The 18,069-nt window shown below is 62.8% G+C and carries 16 protein-coding genes; 3 read left to right on the top strand and 13 right to left on the bottom strand.

Translation table 11 applies throughout. From position 1 onward, the window contains the following. Nucleotides 1-12 precede the first annotated feature (12 nt). The 3 genes from ACTAQJ_RS11565 to ACTAQJ_RS11575 form a co-directional block, all read right to left on the bottom strand. Entirely contained in the window at nucleotides 13-1,035 is a 1,023-nt protein-coding gene (locus ACTAQJ_RS11565) for a Gfo/Idh/MocA family oxidoreductase (RefSeq protein ID WP_498702182.1), read from the bottom strand. Between the two features lie 84 nt (nucleotides 1,036-1,119). Continuing rightward, nucleotides 1,120-2,139: a sugar phosphate isomerase/epimerase family protein gene (locus tag ACTAQJ_RS11570; RefSeq protein WP_498702126.1), complete on the bottom strand. Its 1,020-nt coding sequence runs from the start codon at nucleotides 2,137-2,139 to the stop codon at nucleotides 1,120-1,122. Then, nucleotides 2,136-3,323 carry a Gfo/Idh/MocA family protein gene (locus tag ACTAQJ_RS11575; protein WP_431118632.1) on the bottom strand — a complete coding sequence of 396 codons (1,188 nt, stop codon included), beginning with the start codon at nucleotides 3,321-3,323 and terminating at the stop codon, nucleotides 2,136-2,138. The genes ACTAQJ_RS11570 and ACTAQJ_RS11575 overlap by 4 nt, the downstream gene beginning before the upstream one ends. A gap of 158 nt (nucleotides 3,324-3,481) precedes the next feature. On the opposite strand from ACTAQJ_RS11575, the gene ACTAQJ_RS11580 reads away from it, so the two are divergent. Next, nucleotides 3,482-4,483 carry a LacI family DNA-binding transcriptional regulator gene (locus ACTAQJ_RS11580; RefSeq protein WP_498702127.1) on the top strand — a complete coding sequence of 334 codons (1,002 nt, stop codon included), beginning with the start codon at nucleotides 3,482-3,484 and terminating at the stop codon, nucleotides 4,481-4,483. Between the two features lie 78 nt (nucleotides 4,484-4,561). On the opposite strand, the gene ACTAQJ_RS11585 is transcribed toward ACTAQJ_RS11580, so the two are convergent. The 3 genes from ACTAQJ_RS11585 to ACTAQJ_RS11595 form a co-directional block, all read right to left on the bottom strand. After that, nucleotides 4,562-5,488, bottom strand: a complete 927-nt coding sequence (locus tag ACTAQJ_RS11585) for an ATP-binding cassette domain-containing protein (protein WP_498696265.1) — start codon at nucleotides 5,486-5,488, stop codon at nucleotides 4,562-4,564. A 12-nt stretch (nucleotides 5,489-5,500) separates the two neighbouring features. Then, nucleotides 5,501-6,553, bottom strand: a complete 1,053-nt coding sequence (locus ACTAQJ_RS11590; RefSeq protein WP_442018312.1) for an ABC transporter permease — start codon at nucleotides 6,551-6,553, stop codon at nucleotides 5,501-5,503. A gap of 64 nt (nucleotides 6,554-6,617) precedes the next feature. Then, nucleotides 6,618-7,613 (bottom strand): substrate-binding domain-containing protein, encoded by a 996-nt coding sequence (locus tag ACTAQJ_RS11595; RefSeq protein WP_431118628.1) that lies wholly within the window; start codon nucleotides 7,611-7,613, stop codon nucleotides 6,618-6,620. Between the two features lie 308 nt (nucleotides 7,614-7,921). On the opposite strand from ACTAQJ_RS11595, the gene ACTAQJ_RS11600 reads away from it, so the two are divergent. Both ACTAQJ_RS11600 and iolB read left to right on the top strand, forming a co-directional pair. Continuing rightward, on the top strand, nucleotides 7,922-8,662 hold the full coding sequence (locus ACTAQJ_RS11600) for a GntR family transcriptional regulator (protein ID WP_224093760.1): 741 nt from the start codon (nucleotides 7,922-7,924) through the stop codon (nucleotides 8,660-8,662). Between the two features lie 17 nt (nucleotides 8,663-8,679). Beyond that, a complete protein-coding gene (gene iolB, locus ACTAQJ_RS11605) occupies nucleotides 8,680-9,573 on the top strand; it encodes a 5-deoxy-glucuronate isomerase (protein WP_498696267.1) in 894 nt (297 codons plus the stop codon). A 71-nt stretch (nucleotides 9,574-9,644) separates the two neighbouring features. Here iolB and ACTAQJ_RS11610 read toward each other — a convergent pair whose 3' ends face one another. Genes ACTAQJ_RS11610 through iolC form a run of 7 tightly spaced genes read right to left on the bottom strand, consistent with a single transcriptional unit; the run spans nucleotide 9,645 to nucleotide 18,066 of the window. Beyond that, the gene (locus ACTAQJ_RS11610) at nucleotides 9,645-10,517 is read right to left on the bottom strand and encodes a sugar phosphate isomerase/epimerase family protein (protein WP_498696269.1); all 873 of its coding nucleotides are present in this window, start codon (nucleotides 10,515-10,517) and stop codon (nucleotides 9,645-9,647) included. 1 nt (nucleotide 10,518) lies between these two features. Further along, nucleotides 10,519-11,541, bottom strand: a complete 1,023-nt coding sequence (locus tag ACTAQJ_RS11615; protein WP_498696271.1) for a Gfo/Idh/MocA family protein — start codon at nucleotides 11,539-11,541, stop codon at nucleotides 10,519-10,521. A 29-nt stretch (nucleotides 11,542-11,570) separates the two neighbouring features. Next, entirely contained in the window at nucleotides 11,571-12,488 is a 918-nt protein-coding gene (locus tag ACTAQJ_RS11620; RefSeq protein WP_431118622.1) for a sugar phosphate isomerase/epimerase family protein, read from the bottom strand. A gap of 37 nt (nucleotides 12,489-12,525) precedes the next feature. Further along, complete coding sequence (locus ACTAQJ_RS11625; protein ID WP_498696275.1) at nucleotides 12,526-14,037, bottom strand: CoA-acylating methylmalonate-semialdehyde dehydrogenase; 1,512 nt, start codon at nucleotides 14,035-14,037, stop codon at nucleotides 12,526-12,528. Nucleotides 14,038-14,091: 54 nt separating this feature from the next. Further along, entirely contained in the window at nucleotides 14,092-16,017 is a 1,926-nt protein-coding gene (iolD, locus tag ACTAQJ_RS11630; RefSeq protein WP_498702183.1) for a 3D-(3,5/4)-trihydroxycyclohexane-1,2-dione acylhydrolase (decyclizing), read from the bottom strand. 40 nt (nucleotides 16,018-16,057) lie between these two features. Then, nucleotides 16,058-17,035, bottom strand: a complete 978-nt coding sequence (locus ACTAQJ_RS11635; RefSeq protein ID WP_498696277.1) for a Cgl0159 family (beta/alpha)8-fold protein — start codon at nucleotides 17,033-17,035, stop codon at nucleotides 16,058-16,060. Beyond that, complete coding sequence (gene iolC / locus ACTAQJ_RS11640; RefSeq protein WP_431118618.1) at nucleotides 17,032-18,066, bottom strand: 5-dehydro-2-deoxygluconokinase; 1,035 nt, start codon at nucleotides 18,064-18,066, stop codon at nucleotides 17,032-17,034. The genes ACTAQJ_RS11635 and iolC overlap by 4 nt, the downstream gene beginning before the upstream one ends. Nucleotides 18,067-18,069 lie beyond the last annotated feature (3 nt).

An 18,069-nucleotide genomic window follows, 5' to 3' on the forward strand; every position in this document is an offset into this window, starting at 1 on the left:
TGTGAGAGAAGATCAGGGGGCGACGTGGACCGGGACGCCGGTTTCGAGGGATTCCTGGGCGGCGTCGGCCACCTTGGAAGCAGCAACGGCGTCCTCGGGGGTGCACGGATTCTTGCGTTCCCCGAGGACCAATTCCACAAACGCAGCCATCTCGGAGCGGTAGGCCTGGTCGAAGCGTTCGGCGAAGGTCTTGTGGGAGATGCCGGACGGGAAGGCAACCCCTGGCTCAGCCGAACGGACAGCCATCTGTTCATCCATGCCAACCACCACCGAGCCATCAGAGCCCTGGAGTTCCAGGCGGACATCATGCCCGGCCCCGTTGTAACGGCTGGCTGAGACCGTACCTACCGTGCCGTCGTCGAACGTTACTACCGCCAAAGCGGTATCGACGTCGCCCACCTCACCGATTGCGGGGTCGCCATTGTTGGAGCCCTTGGCATAGACCTCCACGATTTCCTTGCCCGTGAGCCAGCGAAGGATGTCGAAATCGTGCACGGAGCAGTCCCGGAACAGGCCTCCCGAGGTTGCCAGGAACTGGACCGGCGGCGGGGTCATGTCGCATGTGAGGGCACGGACGGAGTGGATCCAGCCCAATTCCCCGGCCTCGTAGGCGCGTTTGGCTTCAAGGTAGCCGGCATCGAATCGGCGTTGGTGGCCGATCTGCACGGTTCCGCCCGTCTCCCGGATGTACTCCAGGACAGGCAGGGACTGGGCAACATTCACAGCCACGGGCTTCTCGCAGAACACGGGAATCCCAGCATCCACGCCTGCGCGGATGAGGTCCGGATGTGTGCCCGTCCCGGTGGCGATCACCAGTCCGTCCACACCCGAGGAGATCAGCTCCGTCACCGAGCCCAGGAATTCCGCTCCACATTCGGCGGCCACGGATCGGGCGTGTTCCTCCGCCACGTCGGTCAGCTTGAGTTGGACCTGAATACCTTCGGGGTTCAGGACCGGGTTGAGCGCGCTGATATTCATGGCGTGCATTACGCCAATCCGGCCGACACCCACAAGGCCGAGGGTCACTTGCTTCATCATTATCTGTCTCCGTCAGTGCAGCAGAAGTTGATTCCTAAGAGGGATTCTTGAGGCGACACTAAACCTTGTCAGTTTGTCCTGTCAAATAGTACTAACGCCAGAAGCGTTCAGGGCCGCGTCGGCGTCCTTAAGGACCTTTGCCGCAACTTCAAGTCCCTCAATGCGCCCCAGGGAAACGTCCTCGTGTTCGATGTTGACCAGCATGTTGGGATCGACGTCGTGGAGGGCCCGGAGAAACTCGGTCCAAAAGGCCGTATCGTGTCCACGGCCCAAGGCGACAAAGTCCCAGGCCGAGTTCTTGGGCCATTCGTTGGCCCACTCGTCGCCGCCCAGGTTGGTGCGGTTTTCCTCGGCTGAAAGCCGTCGGAAGCTGTTGTCCAATACGCCGTACAGCGCAGCGTTGTCCTTGTTCACGCGGACGTCCTTCGCAGCTGCCTGGAACACCAAAGGGCCAAGTTCGCGGACCACAGCAACGGGGTCCATCTGCTGCCAGAACAGGTGCGAGGCGTCCAGTTCGACACCAACATGGGTGGCACCGGTGAGCTCGATGAGCTTGTAGACATCAGCGGCGTTGAACACGATATTCTGCGGGTGCAGTTCCAGCGCCACCTTGACGCCGTGATCAGCAGCAAGGCGGTCTGTTTCCTTCCAGAACGCAGCGGCCACATTCCACTGGTAATCCAACACGTCCAGGGCTGCGGAGTTCCAGGCGTTGACTACCCAGTTGACGGTGGACGCTCCGGGCTCGCCACCCGGGAGGCCGGACATGGTGACAACCCGGTTCTGTCCAAGTCGATGGGCCAGGCGAATGGAACGGCGGATGTCTTCGGCATGCTTCTCACCGATTTCCCGCTTCGGATGCAGCGGATTGCCGTTGCAGTTCAGGCCAGCGATGGAGACGCCGGTGCCCTCGAAGATCGCCAGGTAGTCGTCGCGGGCTGCGTCGCTTTCCAGCATCTGGTCAAAGGTGGGCACGTGCACGGCGGGCAGGAATCCGCCGGTGTTGATCTCGATCCCAGTGAGACCAAGATCGGCAATGACCTTCAGCGCTTCGGGAAGCGGCCGGTCGTGCAGGATCGCGTTGTAGACGCCGAGCTTCATAGCGTGATCTTCTTTCCGTTGTTCAGGCTGGATTCAGTGACGGCGTTGAGGAGTTCCATGTTGCGGACGCCTTCATCGAAGGTGGCGCAGCGGGGCAGGGATGCTTCTGCGCTGAGCCCGGCGACTTCTTCGAGGAACGCGCGGGCCTGATAGCCGAACGCGTCGTTCTGGCCAAAGCCAACTTCCGGGGCGTCCATGGCGAGGCCCCCGGCGATGTACGGATGTCCCGGGCCAAGGATGACCTGGCGGTAACCGTTCTCGTTACCTGAACCGTCATTGAGGAAAAGCTGGATTTCCGACGGCCGGCGCTGATCGAACTTGGCGGCGCCGTTCTCGCAGAAGACCTCGAACTGGAGGCTGTTGGCGTGGCCGGCTGCAACGCGGGAGACCTCGAAGCTTCCAGCGCCGTTGGTGAACTCTGCGTTGAAGGCTGCGTAGTCGTCATTCTCCACCGCTTCGAACGTGTCGCTGACGGCCACGTGATCGTGACCCATCACGGCACTCAGCGGAAGGGGGCGCTTGGCAATCGCTGTGGCGAGCCGGCCACCGCTGATGGACTTGATATCGCCGCACAGGAATTCGGAGACATACGTCAGGTGACTTCCGACGTCGGCCAGCGCACCGGAGCCGGGCCCACCCTTGTATCTCCAGCTCATGGGAGCCGAAGGGCTAAAGCCGTAGTCGGTCCAGTACCGGCCGCTGAAGTGCAGGACATTCCCGAGAACACCGTTCTGGATCAGGTCACGGATGTAGGCGATGCCCGGAGTCCGGCGGAAGGTGAAGCCGATGCGGGCAAGTGTTCCACGCGCCTCTGCTTGCCGGGCGGCGACCGCCATGGCGCGGGCATCGGCCAGGGTATCGCTGAGCGGCTTCTCGCACAGTACGTGCTTGCCGGCGGCGAGCAGGCCTTCCACAACTTCGCGGTGGAGGGAGTTGGCGATGACCACGCTCACCACGTCAATGTCATCGGCCTCGGCGATTGCCTGCCAGGACGTATCGTTGCGCTCGTATCCAAAGCGCCGGGCAGCCAGGGAACCAAATTCAGCATTCACATCGCCAATCGAGACGAGACGGAGCTGCGGCAGTACCGGGCTGTAGAGGGTGGATGCCGTGCGGTACGCGGCAGCGTGGGCTTTGCCCGCCATTCCTGCACCGATGACGGCGACGCCGAGGCTTTCAGCCATTGATTTCTCCTTTGAAATTTCGCCGTGCCATGAGGCATGAACGGCATTTTGTAGCGCTACAATTTTTGCACTGGGTTTGAGCGTAGCTATGTCTATATGTCCTGTCAATCCATAACCGACTATCCTCAAGGACAGACACGAAAGGCACACCGATTCCGTTGAAGAACGCACAGACCCGTCGCCCCACCCTTTACGACGTCGCCACCCAGGCCGGAGTCTCGCCGTCGTTGGTTTCGTTGTTCCTCAAGGACCCGGGGAGGATCAGTGAAAAGCGTAGGCAGGCCGTCCAAAAGGCGATACACGATTTGGGCTACCGGCCAAGCCGGGCTGCCACCACTCTTGCCAGCCACCGCACCAAGAGCATCGGCCTGGTGATCGACGACTACCGCAACCTCTGGTTCGTCGATCTCCTCCGGGGTATGGAATCCGTCCTTTCGGATCTTGGCTACCACGTCATGCTCGCGGACTCCAGGCCTGGCGCCAACCGCATCAAGGAAGCCACGGACGGCCTGCTGGCCATGCACGTGGACGCCTTGGTCCTGGCCGCCGAGCCCAGCGAACCGATGCTCGCTGGAACGTGGGTCCCCACTGTAGTTGCCGGATGGCGGAAGGGCGTTCCGACAGGTGCGGACCTGATAACCAACGACGACGACAGCGGGGGCAGCATGGCAGCGGACCACCTGCTGGGGTTGGGCCACAGCCGGATCGGCCACCTTTCCGGGTCCGACGGCGCGTCAGCACACCGGCGCGCCGGTTACCAAAGCGCTCTGGAGGCTGCCGGCGTCGAAGTTGTCATCGGTGAAACTAAAGGAACGTCAGAAGAAGACGGGTACGGAGCCGCTTGCTGGCTACTGGACCACCACCCCGGCACTACCGCGATCTTTGCCGCCAACGACACCATGGCGCTGGGCGCTTTCGCCGCCATCAAAGCCCGCGGACTATCCGTGCCCAACGATATTTCGGTGATCGGGTACGACAACTCCCCGTTGGCCAAGTCCCGCTTCCTGGACCTCACGTCCATCGATAACCGAAGCGACCTTGTGGGGGTGGACGCAGCGCGAAGGTTGCTGGCCCGCATCGACGATCCGACGTTGGAGCCGGAGCGCAAGCTCATCGAGCCGACGCTGGTACTCCGCGGCACGACGTCGGCTGTTCACTAGGAGCCGTTCACTAGAGGGGCCGGACACGACTCCGCCCGGAGCCATCAGGCGCTCCGGGCAAAAGTCCGCCGAACAAACCTAGTGCCGCTTCGTGGCACCCTCCGGTGCAGCGTCAGCCACACCCGCCACTTCGGCATTGACCTCCTCAAGCGCATCGGTGTGCCCGCCGAGCTGCTCCAGCTCATGCGCCAGCTCCGCGAGCTCTGCGCCGCCGGCCATTTGGGCCGTCAGCTCATCCAAGGTGATGTCCTTCTTGTCGTAATAACCGATCGACTTGCCGCGCTTGAGCAGCAGGAAGCGGTCACCCACGGGGAAGGCGTGGTGCGGGTTGTGGGTAATGAAGATTACGCCGAGGCCGCGGTCGCGGGCCTGCAGGATGTAGCGAAGCACCACGCCGGACTGCTTCACGCCAAGTGCGGCTGTGGGCTCATCCAGGATCAGCACCTTCGCGCCGAAGTACACGGCCCGGGCGATGGCGACACACTGGCGCTCGCCGCCGGAGAGCTGTCCGATGGGCTGGTCAACATCGCGGAGGTCGATGCCCATCTCGGCCAGCTCCTTCAGCGTGATGTCCTTCATTTTCTGGACGTCCATGCTCTTGAACGGACCGAATCCGCTGATCAGTTCCGAGCCAAGGAAGAAGTTACGCCAGATGGGCATCAGCGGGACCACTGCCAGGTCTTGGTACACGGTGGCGATACCGGCGTCGAGGGCATCCCTTGGTGAATTGAACTTCCGGGCATCGCCCATTACCTGCAAGGTGCCTTCGTCGTGCTGGTGCAGGCCTGCGATGATCTTGATCAGGGTGGACTTGCCGGCGCCATTGTCGCCCAGCACGCAAGTCACACGGCCGTTGTCTACGGCCATGGTTACATCGCGCAGGGCGATGATGTTGCCATAGTGCTTACCTACTCCCTCGAGCGAAAGCAGGTGCACGGGTGTGTGCGTCAACGGGTCCTTCTCGTTTTTCAGCAGTGTCTGCTGGTCGATCTGTTGTGCGTTCATTGTTCCGGCCCCTTACTTGAGCTCTGCCCGGCGCTTGACGATCAGGTTCACGATGGTGGCCAAGAGGAGCATCAAGCCCAGGAAGAACTTGAACCAGTCCGGATTCCATTGTGCGTACACGATGCCCTTGTTGGCCATGCCAAAGATGAAGGCACCGATAGCGCCACCCACCGCCGAGCCGTAGCCGCCTGTCAGGAGGCAACCACCGATGACGGCAGCAATGATGTAGAGGAACTCGTTGCCAACACCTTCACCGGACTGCACGGCATCGAAGGCAAAGAGGTTGTGCATGCCCAGGATCCAGCCGCAGAAACCAACGGCCATAAAGAGGCCGATCTTGGTCTTGGTCACCGGGACGCCAACTGCGCGGGCAGCATTGGCATCGCCGCCCACTGCGAAGATCCAGTTGCCAACGCGGGTGCGCAACAGGATCCACGATGCCACTGCCACAAGGATGATCCAGAAGAACACCGTGATCTTGACTTCCACCCCGCCGATGCTGATGGAGGACGCGAATACCGCTCGTGCCGATTCGAACCCGTCCAGCTTGGAGATCGACGGCGAGGAGACACTGCCGCCGATGAGGCGGGTCAGTGCCAGGTTCAGGCCCGTCAGCATGAGGAAGGTCGCCAGGGTGACGATGAAGCTCGGAAGTTTGGTCTTGACGAGAATCCAGCCGTTGATGAATCCAATGCCCAAGGAGACAACCAGTGCCAGCGTGACACCAACCCATGCATTCGTTGAGAAGTTCCAGCTGAAGAGAGAGGCGGTCAGGGCGGAAGAAATCACGGCCACACCTGTGGAAAGGTCGAACTCACCGCCGATCATCAGCAGGGATACCCCTACCGCCATGATGCCAATGGTTGAGGAACCGTAGAGCACCGTAGCGAGCGCGTTCGGCTGCGTAAACGTCTGGGAAACAGACGCGAAGAAGATGAAAAGGACAACTGCTCCGACCAGTGCACCGACCTCGGGCCTCGCCAGGAACTTTTGGACCGGACTACGGCGTCCGACCCGTTCGTCGCCAGGCGATGTCGCCGGCGGCAGGGTTGCTGTGTTTGCCATAGGAATGACTCCTTGTTGGTCAGGCTGCGCGGCGGGTTCCCGCCGCGCAGCCGGATGCCTGGATCTAGCGGACGCCCTGCTGGGCGAACTTGAGGACATCGGCGGCGTTGGCCTTGTCCACGAGGGTCGGGCCGGTCAGGACAGGCTGGCCGCCGCCAATCTTGAAGCCGCCGCGCTTTGCCTGCCACAGGGCATCAACTGACATGTAGCCCTGAAGCCATGGCTGCTGGTCAACGGTGAAGATCACTTGGCCGTCTACGATCTTCTGGGCGAGATCGGCATTGAGGTCGAAGCTGGCCACCTTGGCCGAACTGCCGGCGTCAGTAACTGACTTGAGCAGGGTGAGGGTGATGGGAGCACCGAGACCGATGATCACATCAGCATCTTTGGCCGCCTGGAGTTTCGCTGTGGCCGTTGACTGGACCGCAGTCATGTCCTTGCCATCAACGTAGAGGATTTCCGTTGCCGGGACCTTGGCCTTCACGCCGGCGCAGCGAGCTTCCAGGCCCACGTGGCCCTGCTGCTGAATAACGCAAACGGGGTGCTTGTATCCTTCTGCAGCGAGCCGCGTGCCAACCGCCTCGCCTGCGAGCTTTTCGTTGGATCCGAAGTGCGTGAAAGCGCCCAGCTGGCTGGAAACGGATTCACCCGCGTTGAGGCTCACCACGGGGATACCTGCATCGGTTGCCTTCTTCAGCACATCCTTCAAGGCGTCCGGAGTTGCCAGGGTGACAGCAATGCCGTCCACCTTCTGGTCGATGGCCTGCTGAACAAGCTGCGCCTGGCGCCCGGCTTCAGGATCGCTGGTGTACAGGAGTTCCACGTTGTCCTTGCTTGATGCTTCCTCTGCGCCCTTGCGGACAATGTCCCAGAAGGTGTCACCAGCCGCTGCGTGCGTAATGAGGGCTACCTTGATGCGCGCCGTGCTGGCTGCTTGTCCGGCCGCTGCACCTCCCCCGGAATCTGCCGGCTTGCCGCCCTGGCTCGAACAGGCGCTCAGGGCCACCAATGGAACCACTGCTGCGACGACCGCCGCTTTGCGCCACGAGAATTTTGCCACCGTTATCTCCTTTGATGTCAGCTTCGGGCGTCCGGGGACTCGTGCCCGGATCGCCTGCTACCTCGATCATGGTGACTCGCCTCACACTTTGTCAATACTTTGTCCTGACATTAGGATGTTTTTACGTAATTTCCTCGAGTAGATGACACCACGACAGGGCCGGGAGTCACTTCCTTGACCAGCACAGCCCGGCTGCTATTATCAGAAAAAGGCAGTATGTCCTATCAAGAGAACATGAGCGGGACATACTCATCCATCCGACCGGAGTACTGCTTCCCGGCCGGGCTTCCGCAGGCTAGGAGAAACCAGTGGCGAACCAACTCAGCCTCAGCATCGACCGTTCGTCCCCGGTGCCGCTCTATCACCAAGTGGTCCAGGGAATCGAAGCCGCCATTCACAGCGGCGTCCTGGAACCGGGCAGCAGATTGGACAACGAAATCGACCTTGCTGCACAGCTCAATCTGTCCCGCCCCACCATGCGGAAGGCCATGGACGAACTGGTCCGCTCGGGCCTTCTGGTCCGTAAACGCGGCGTTGGCACGCAGGTTGTTTCGAGCCAGGTCCGGCGTCCCCTGGAACTCTCCAGTCTTTTCGATGACCTCAGCAATAACGGCAAGAAGCCCACCACGGATGTGCTCAGCTTCTCCCACGTGGAGGCCGACGCCGCCACACTCACCGCGCTTCAACTGCCGCCCGGGTCAAAGGTCTACCACTTCACCCGCCTCCGCAAAGTTGGCGGCAAGCCCCTGGCGCTCATGGAGAACTGGGTCCGTGACGACATCACCAGCATGGACGAAGCCCAGCTGTCCAGCGAGGGACTCTATTCCATCCTTCGTCGCGGCGGCGTGAATTTCCGGTTGGCATCCCAGCGCATCGGCGCCATGATCGCCAATGACTACCAGGCTCCCCTTCTCGAAGCCGAAGTGGGTTCGGCGCTTGTGACCATGGAGCGCACCGCGGTGGATGACACGGGACGCATGGTTGAAACGGGACACCACGTCTACCGTGCGGATTCCTACAGCTTTGAAATGACACTCGTACAGCGCTAACGCAAGGACACATACTTATGGCCAACTGGGTCTACCCGCTGGGAACAGCCACCGACGGCAAATGGGACATCTCGCTCGGCACTTCCGATTCCAGTCTCGCGATCGACGGCTGGGCCCATACGGGTCTGAAGGTTGCGACGCTTGAGGCTGGTGCCGCCGTCGAGCTCCCTGACGCTGCGGAAGAGCGCATTGTGGTTCCGTTGAGCGGTTCCTTTACTGTCACGGTCGACGACGACGCGTACAGCCTCGCGGGCCGGCAATCGGTTTTCCACGGGCCGAGTGACGTCCTGTACACAGGTATCAATAAGGCCGTCACCATCAGCTCGCACGACGGCGGCAGGGTGGCGGTTGCGACCGCACCGGCCAAGGCCGGGTACCCCACCCGCCTGATCACGGCAGCCGAGACCCCCGTAGAGCTCCGCGGGGCGGGCAACTGCTCCCGGCAGGTCCACAACTTCGGCACTCCGGCCGCGCTGGAAGCTGATCGCTTCATTGTTTGCGAGGTCATCACACCTGCCGGGAATTGGTCCTCCTACCCTCCCCACAAGCACGATGAGGAGAAGGAAGGCGAAACCAGCCTGGAGGAGATCTACTACTTCGAAACGCGCATCGCCCCGGACTCCCCTGCCCCCGCGGACTCAGACGCCATCGGCTACGCCCGCGTCTACGCCTCCGATGACCGGCCCATCGATGTCTCCGCGGAGGTCCGCACCGGTGACGCGGTCCTGGTCCCCTACGGCTGGCACGGACCGGCGATGGCAGCTCCGGGCTATGACCTCTACTACCTGAACGTCATGGCAGGCCCGGGACGTGTGCGCGACTGGCTCATCAGCGATGACCCCCACCACGGCTGGATCCGCCAGACCTGGGACAGCCAGGACGTGGACCCCAGGCTCCCGTTCGGCGCCTAACCTCCCGAGCTTGTGCACAGCGAAAGGCCCCCTGGATGACGTCCAGGGGGCCTTAGCTGTACATAAACTACCTATTTTGTCCCGGCGATGTAGTCGTTCATCGTCTTGAGCTGGTACTTGGAAACGTCCTCGGCATTCTCGTCCTCTGCGAACACCGAAGAAACCATGACGGTGTTCTCCTTGTCCAGGAACCCGATCTCCTTCAAGCCACCGAAGAACTCGTCCCAGTTCACATCCCCGTCACCGATTTTGAGGTGCTGGTGGACGCGGACAGCATTGCCAGGCGGGTTGGTGATGTACCTGAGGCCGTGTGAGGCGTTGTGGTTCATCGTGTCAGAGACGTGCACCAGGCGAAGCTTGTCGCCGGCGGCACGCATGATCTCCAACGGCTTGTTGCCCATGTGGAAAGAGTGCGACGCAACGTAGACCATGCCGATGTTCGGGGAGTTCACGCCCCGGATCACGCGCAGTGCAGCCAGGCCGTCTTCCACGAAGTCGTCCGGATGGGGATCAATGAGCACGTCCATGTCTTCGCGCTCGATGATCGGCAGAAGTTCCTCCATGGAGCGGTAGAACGCGCGTTCTGACTCCTCGGCCTTCTCCGGTCGGCCACTGAACTCCGTGTTCATGGTCTGGACCCCTAGGTCGACGGCGATCTGGATGGCCCGCTTCCAGTAACGGACCGCAGCCTCCCGGGCGTCCTCATCGGGTCCGGACCATCGCAGGACGGGCAGGACGGAGGCGATTTCGACGCCGGCATCCTTACACGCTGCCTTCAATTTGGCCACAAGCTCGTCATCAGCCTTGGGATGGTTGAAGAACGGGATGAGGTCCGCATGCGGGGTCATCTGCAAGTACTTGTAGCCGAGATCTGCTGCCACGCGCGGGAACTCGAGCAGCGCATGGCTGTGGTGGAACGGAGTGGGATCAAGGGCAATCTTCATATCAGTGTCCCCACTTGTAGAGATCCGGCTTGGTATTCAACTGGACCTTGACCTTTTCGCCCGACTTCTGTGCCTCGACGCCGGCCTCGCAGCAGGCAGCGGTGGCATAACCGTCCCAGGCGGTGGGACCGCCGATTTCGCCGCGAAGGGCGGCATCAACCCAAGCCTGGACCTCGACGTCGTACGCTGCTCCGAAGCGCTCCTCGAAGCCCGGGGTGACGCTGCCGCCCCACTTACCGGAGGACTGGATGTAAGGGCCGCTGTCGCCGCCGATGCTCACAATGCCGTCCTCAAAGGACGCCTGCGTGGCAACCTGGTAGCCGAACTTGGCGTTGACGTAAATCTCGACGTCGGCCAACACACCGGATTCGGTTTCAAGCAGCACATGCTGGGGGTCATGCTGGCCATTCGGGGCGTTGCGCGTAGGCTTCCCCAGGCGGACCTGCACGGACGTGATTTCTTCGCCGGTGAAGTAACGGATGGCGTCGAACTCGTGAACCACCGAGTCGTTGATCAGCATCTCATTGGTGAAGCCTTCAGGCGTGCTCGGGTTGCGGTGCTGGTGGTGCAACATCAACAGCTCCCCCAATTCACTGTTGCGGATGATCGAACCCAGCGCCGAGTACTCGGCATCGAAGCGGCGCATGAAACCCACCTGGATGCGCTTGTGGTCCAATGCCAGTTCAGCCTGGACAACCTTCCACGCGCTTTCTGCATCCGGCGTCAGCGGCTTCTCGCAGAGAATCGGGAAGTCCTTCTCCAACGCCTTGTACAGGATTTCCTCGTGCAGGAAGCCCGGCGTGGCGATCAGGACTGCATTGACGTCACCATTGTTCAGCGCCTCATCGGCACTGGACAGCGCCACGGCGCCGTCGATTCCTTCAACGGCAGCCTGCGCGCGGGCAAGGTCAACATCGACGACGGCGGCTACTTCAGCGCCGTGGATGCGGGTGCTGAGGCGCTTGATGTGGTCCGCACCCATGCGGCCTGCGCCGATGACGGCAACGCGGAGAATCTTTGTCACTTTTCTATCCTTCGTGAGGTTGGTTCTTGTTACTGGACCCGCGTGCGGGAGCCGCAGGAAAGCAAGTAGTTGCGGGTTCGCTTGGCGATAGGCATGGGCACATCGAACGCTACCGGGTACATGTCCTGCTCCACGATGCCGAAGATCGGCCGGTTGAGGCCTTCCACAGCTTCAATGACCGCGCGCAGGTCCGGTAGGCCGTTCGGCGGTTCGGTCATGACGCCGGCCAGGTTCGCCGCAGCCCAAGTCATGTTCTTCTCGTTGACCTCCGCCAGGATCTCCGGGTTGATCTGCTTCAGGTGCAGGTAGCCGATGCGGTCCGGGTAATTCTTGATGAGCTCCAAGCTGGAAGCGCCACAGTATTCTGCGTGGCCCGTGTCCAGGCAAAGGTTCAGGTACCGCGGATCCGTTGCCGCCAAGAGGGTTTCGATGTCCTGCTGCGCGCCAACGTGCGAGTCAGCGTGGGAGTGGAACTGCTGGTGCAGGCCAAAGTCCTCCAACAGGACCTTGCCCATCCGGTTGTGGCCTGCGAAGAGATCAGCCCACTGCTCGTCGGTCAGTTCGCCGTTCTCTACGGCCTCGCCCGTGACGTCGTCCCGCCACATCGCGGGGATAACCACAATGTGTTCACCACCCATGGCCGCAGTCAGTTCGGCCACCTTGCGTGCCGGCTCCCACGCTTCGTCGTACTGCTTGGCGCCGCGGTGGAAGGCCGTGAAGACCGTTCCTGCCGTAACCTTCAGGTCGCGCTGCTTGAGCTCTTCTGCCAGGCGGGTGGGATCGTTCGGCAGGTAGCCGTACGGACCCAGTTCAATCCATTTGTAGCCGGATTCAGCAACCTCATCCAGGAACCGTTCCCACGGAGTCTGCTGGGGGTCATCGGCAAACCACACGCCCCAGGAGTCGGGGGCGGTGCCGATGATGAGCTTGTTCTCGACGTCAGTCATGACAGCGGTGTCTTTCTTTAGGGCCAGAACCTGGGGGTTAGTTGGAGGGGAAGTTGTAGGAGGCGCCGGAGGCGTGGGTGGGTTCTGGCCAGCGGGACGTGATGACTTTGCCGCGGGTGTAGAAGGAGACGCCTTCGGGGCCGTAGATGTGTTTGTCGCCGAAGAGGGAGTTCTTCCATCCGCCGAAGGAGTGGTAGGCCACCGGGACTGGCAGGGGCACGTTGATGCCGACCATGCCCACGGTCACGGAGCGCTGGAATTTCCTTGCTGCGGCGCCGGAGGAGGTGAAGATCGCGGTGCCGTTGCCATAGGGGTTGGCGTTGATCAACGCGATGCCTTCCTCGAGGTCGGCGACGCGGACCACCACCAGGACGGGGCCGAAGATTTCCTCGGTGTACGCGGTCATTTCGGTGCTGACGTGATCGATCACGGTGGGGCCTACCCAGAAGCCTTCTTCGTGGCCGGGGACCACCAGGTCGCGGCCGTCCACGACCATGGCAGCGCCGGCGGTTTCGGCTTCGGTGACGATCTTCAGGATGCGTTCCTTGGAGGCGGGGGTGATGACCGGGCCCATGTCCGCGCCGGGTTCGGTGCCGTTGCTGACTTTGATGGCCAGGGCGCGCTCCTGGACTTTCTTCACGATCAGGTCTGCGGCGTCCCCGACGGCGACGGCGACGGAGATCGCCATGCAGCGTTCCCCGGCGGAGCCGAAGGCAGCGGCTGCGAGGTGGTCCGCGGCGTTGTCGAGGTCTGCGTCGGGCATTACGATGGCGTGGTTCTTTGCACCGCCCAGGGCCTGGACGCGTTTGCCGTGCTTCGTGGCGGTCTCGTGCACGTACTGGGCGATCGGGGTCGACCCGACGAAAGAGATGCCGTCCACGTCCGGGTGGGTCAGGAGCCCGTCGACGGTTTCCTTCCCGCCGTGCAGGACCTGGAAGACGCCGTCGGGCAGGCCGGCCTGCTTCCAGAGGTTCGCGAGGAGCATGGACGCGGAGGGGTCACGTTCGGAGGGTTTGAGGATGAACGCGTTACCGGTAGCGATGGCCATCGGCGCCATCCACAACGGCACCATGACGGGGAAGTTGAACGGGGTGATACCTGCCACCACGCCGAGGGGCTCGCGGAAGGAGAACACGTCGATGCCGGTGGAGACCTGGTCCGAGTAGTCACCCTTGAGCAGCTGCGGAATGCCGCAGGCGAACTCGATCACTTCCAGACCACGGCCGATCTCGCCCTTCGCGTCGGAAAGGACCTTGCCGTGCTCGGCCGTGATCAGCTCGGCGAGCTCATCCACGTGCGCGGCGACCAGCTCACGGAACTTGAACAACACGCCCGTGCGCTTGGCCAGGGAAATATCACCCCAGGACTCGGCGGCTTTCTTCGCAGCAGCCACCGCAGTGTTCAAGTCGGCCTCGTTGGCCAGGCGCAACTCGGCGCTGACCTGGCCGGTCGCGGGGTTGTAGACGGGCTGGGTGCGGTCGCCTTCACCGGACGTTTCGGCGCCGTTGATGAAGTGGTTAATGGTGGTCAGTGTGGTCGTCGTTGACATGCGGACTTCCTTTGGTCTGTGGCTTTAAAAGCTGGGGGGGCTGTGTGTTGGGAATCAGCCGAGCAGTTTGCGCTGGCGGTTCTTCTGCTGCGTGTAGCTGGTGTAGGCCTGCTGTGTGGATTCGAGGTCCGAGACCTGGGAGACGGGAACGTCCCACCAGGACTCCGAGCTGGGGGCGTCCAGCAGAGGATCGGACTCGACGTGGATGACGATCGGGCCGGTTTCGGGGGCTGCCTTGGCTTCCTTGATGGCAGCGCCGAGGGATTCGATGACGTTCTCGCCCGGTTCGATCCGGATGACCTTCGCGCCCAGGGACTCGGCGTTGGTGGCCAGATCGATCGGCAGGTGCTCACCGGCGTCGAAACTGTGCTGTTCCTTGTCCAGGACCCGGTACTGCGTCCCGAAACGCTGGGAACCGAGCGACTCGGAAAGCGACCCGATGGAAGCGTAGCCGTGGTTCTGGATCAGGACCACGATCAGTTTGATGCGTTCGGCGACGGCGGTGACCAGTTCGGTGTGCATCATCAGGTAGGAACCGTCCCCCACCATCACCACGACATCCCGGTTGGGGCCGCCGGCAGCGGCTTCGGCCAGTGCTGCGCGTTTCACGCCCAGCCCGCCGGGGATTTCGTAGCCCATGCAGGAGTACGCGTATTCCACGTGGTAGCCGAACGGGTCCCGGACCCGCCACATTTTGTGCAGGTCCCCGGGCAAGGAACCCGCGGCGCAGATGACAACGTCCTGGTCATCCATGGCCTTGTTCGTGGCACCGATGATCTCGTTCTGCGCCGGCAACGGCGTGAACCGGGTATCAAAGGCTTCGTCCACGATCGCGTTCCAGCGTTTCTTTTCCGCCGCGACCTTCTCTTCAAGGTCGGCACCCACACGGTAGCCGCCCAGTGCCTGGTTCAGTTTCACCAGGGCCTTGCGGGCGTCAGCGACGATCGGGATGGTGGTGCCGTGCTTGTAGGCATCGATCGGGGCGACGTTGATGTTCACGAAGCGCACGTCCGGGTTCTGGAACGCGGTGCGGGAGGCGGTGGTGAAGTCTTCGTAGCGGGTGCCGATCCCGATGACCAGGTCCGCGTCGGCTGCGATGGCGTTGGCCGCCGTCGTGCCCGTGGACCCGATCGCGCCCAGGGAATGCTTGTGGTCCCAGGGCAGGACACCGACGCCGGCTTGCGTGTTCCCCACGGGGATGCCGGTGAGTTCGGCGAACGTGGCGAGTTCCTCGTTGGCGTAGGCGTAGAGCACGCCGCCGCCGGCGATGATCAGGGGGCGTTTCGCGGCACGGATGGCTTCCACGGCGCGGCGGATGTCATCGTCCTCGGCCTCGGGACGGCGGATCCGCCAGTCACGCTCGGCCAGGAATTCTTCCGGGACGTCCAGGGCCTCGGCCTGGACGTCCTGCGGCAGGGAAATGGTCACAGCGCCGGTCTCGGCCGGGTCCGTCAGGACACGCAGGCCGTGGTGGAAGGCCGAGAACAACTGCTCCGGGCGGGACACCCGGTCAAAGAACTTCGACAACGGACGGAACGCATCATTGACCGTGATGTCGTACGCATACGGCAGCTCCAACTGCTGCAGCACAGGGTCAGCTGCACGGGTGGCGAACGTGTCACTCGGAAGCAGCAGCACCGGCAACCGGTTCGTGGTGGCCAGGGCGGCACCGGTCAGCAGGTTCGAGGAACCCGGACCAATCGAGGTGCTGATCGCGAACGTCTGGCGCCGGCGCGTGTGCCGGGCGTACCCCACGGCCTGGTGCGCCTGGGCCTGCTCATTGCGGCCCTGGTAATACGGCATGATGGACGGATCCGCTGCCTGGTACTGCTTCAAAGCCTGACCAACACCGGCAACATTGCCGTGCCCGAAAATACCGAACATGCCCGGGATCAGGCGCTCACGGTACTCCTGGCCACCGATGGAATCCACCGTGTACTGCTTGGAAAGGAACTCGACCACGGCCTGGGCCACGGTCATCCGACGGGTTGCTGTTCCTGTTGAGATCCGCATGGCGGGGCTACTCCGATACTTTCACTGGAATACGGTCAGACGAAGTGTGCTCCCCCGCAGCACCCGCGGGCCCGGCCGCAGTCGCAGGCTCACTGCTGTTCAGCAGCGAGGCGGCGGTCGCTACGGCACCTGCCACATCGCCGTCGTGCGGGTAGAGCAGCGTCCGGCCCACCGTGAGGCCGCGGACGCCCGGGAGCGCCAGGGCGGCCTGCCAGCTGGCGAAGACCTCGTCCTGGGAGCCGTCAGGGTCACCGCCCAACAGCACCGTGGGAAGCGTGGTGGAGGCCATGACGCGCTCCATGTCGGCCACCACCGGCAGTTTCATCCAGGTGTAGGCGCTGGTGGAACCCAGGCCCTCGGCGATCCCGACGGATTTGATCACGGCGTCCGCGCGAAGATCGTTGCGGACCTTGCCATGCGCGTCACGCACCGACAGGAACGGCTCCACCATGGCAATGAGCTTGCGTTCGGCCAACGAATCGATGGCCTTGGCGGTCGCTTCAAGCGTGGCCACGGTGTCCGGGTCACCCAGGCAGATCCGCGTGAGCATCTTCCCGCCATCGGCACCCAGTGCCTGCAGCGCGGCGGCTGTGTGGCCGGTGAACCGGTCATCGAACTCGTTGACCAGACCAGCCAGGCCACCGCGGTTCATCGAGCCGAAGATCAGTTTGCCGTCCAAAGCACCCAGCAGCAGCAGGTCATCCATGATGTCCGGTGAGGCGAGGATGCCATCCACGGCCGGGTTCGCGAGGGCGATCTGCAACCGGTCCAGCAGGTCCCGGCGATCGGCCATCGCCATCGGCTCCGGCCCGACCGACAAGGCGCCACGGGCCGGATGGTCCGCAGCAACAATGAAATTCTGTACACCGTGCTTCAAGCCCGGATGGCGACGCCGGGTAGCAGCCGCGCGCGCGACGGCTTCCGGGTCCTCCAGCCGGATACGGCTCAAGTGCTCATACCGGCGGGGGTCATCGTTCAAGCTCAACGGACTGCTCCTTCTGCGAACGTGGGTGCTGCAGGCGCAGGGGCCGCAGCGGTGGAAGCTCCCGGGATTCGCCGGCCGCGTTCCGCGAGCAGCGAGGTGACCTCATCCGGCGTCGGCATCGCATCCGCGCAGGAAAGCCGCGAGGCGACAATCGCGCCGGACGCGTTGGCGTAATCCAGGACCTCGGACAACGGCCAACCGGACAGCAGCCCATGGCAGAAAGCCCCGCCGAAGGAATCACCGGCACCCAGGCCGTTGACGGTTTCCACCGGCACAGGGGCCGAGACGACACGCTCAGTGCGGGTCTTGGCCATGACGCCTTCCGGGCCGAGCTTCACCACGGCGATCTCGACGCCGGCCGCCAGCAGGCGGTCCGCCTGCTCGTCCGGCGTCCCCTCCCCTACCGCAACCGCGCATTCCTTATCGTTGCCGATCGCGACCGTAACGTGCGGGAGGATCTTGGCAACCTCCGCGCGGGCTTCCTCTTCCGAATCCCAGAACATCGGCCGGTAATCCAGGTCCAGGATGGTGAACTGGCCGTCTTTCAAATCAGTCCGGGGCCGGGCTTCGTGGGCGGCGAGGTGCGCGCTGCGGCTCGGTTCCTGGCAAAGACCGGTCACCGTGGACCAGAAAATGCCCGCGTCCCGGATAGCGTCCAGATCCAACTCTTCGGCCTTGATCTGCAGGTCCGGCGCCGTCGGGAACCGTCCGTAGAAGTACAGCGGGAAATCTTCCGGCGGCTTGATCGCACAGAAAGTCACCGCCGTCGGGTATTCCTTCACCGGGGAGACGAACGAATCATCAACCTTGAACTTGCGCAATTCCCGGTGCAGGTAATTTCCGAACGCGTCATCGCCCGTGCGGGTAATCACACCGGTCCGGCGGCCGTGGCGTGCAGCGGCGACGGCCACGTTGGAGGGCGAGCCTCCCAAATATTTGCCGAAGGACGTCACATCCTCCAGGTCCACCCCAATATCGTTCGGGTAGATATCAACGCTGATGCGCCCGATCGTAAGCAGTTCGTGGGTCACGAT

It is taken from the genome of Arthrobacter sp. alpha11c, from assembly GCF_054149985.1.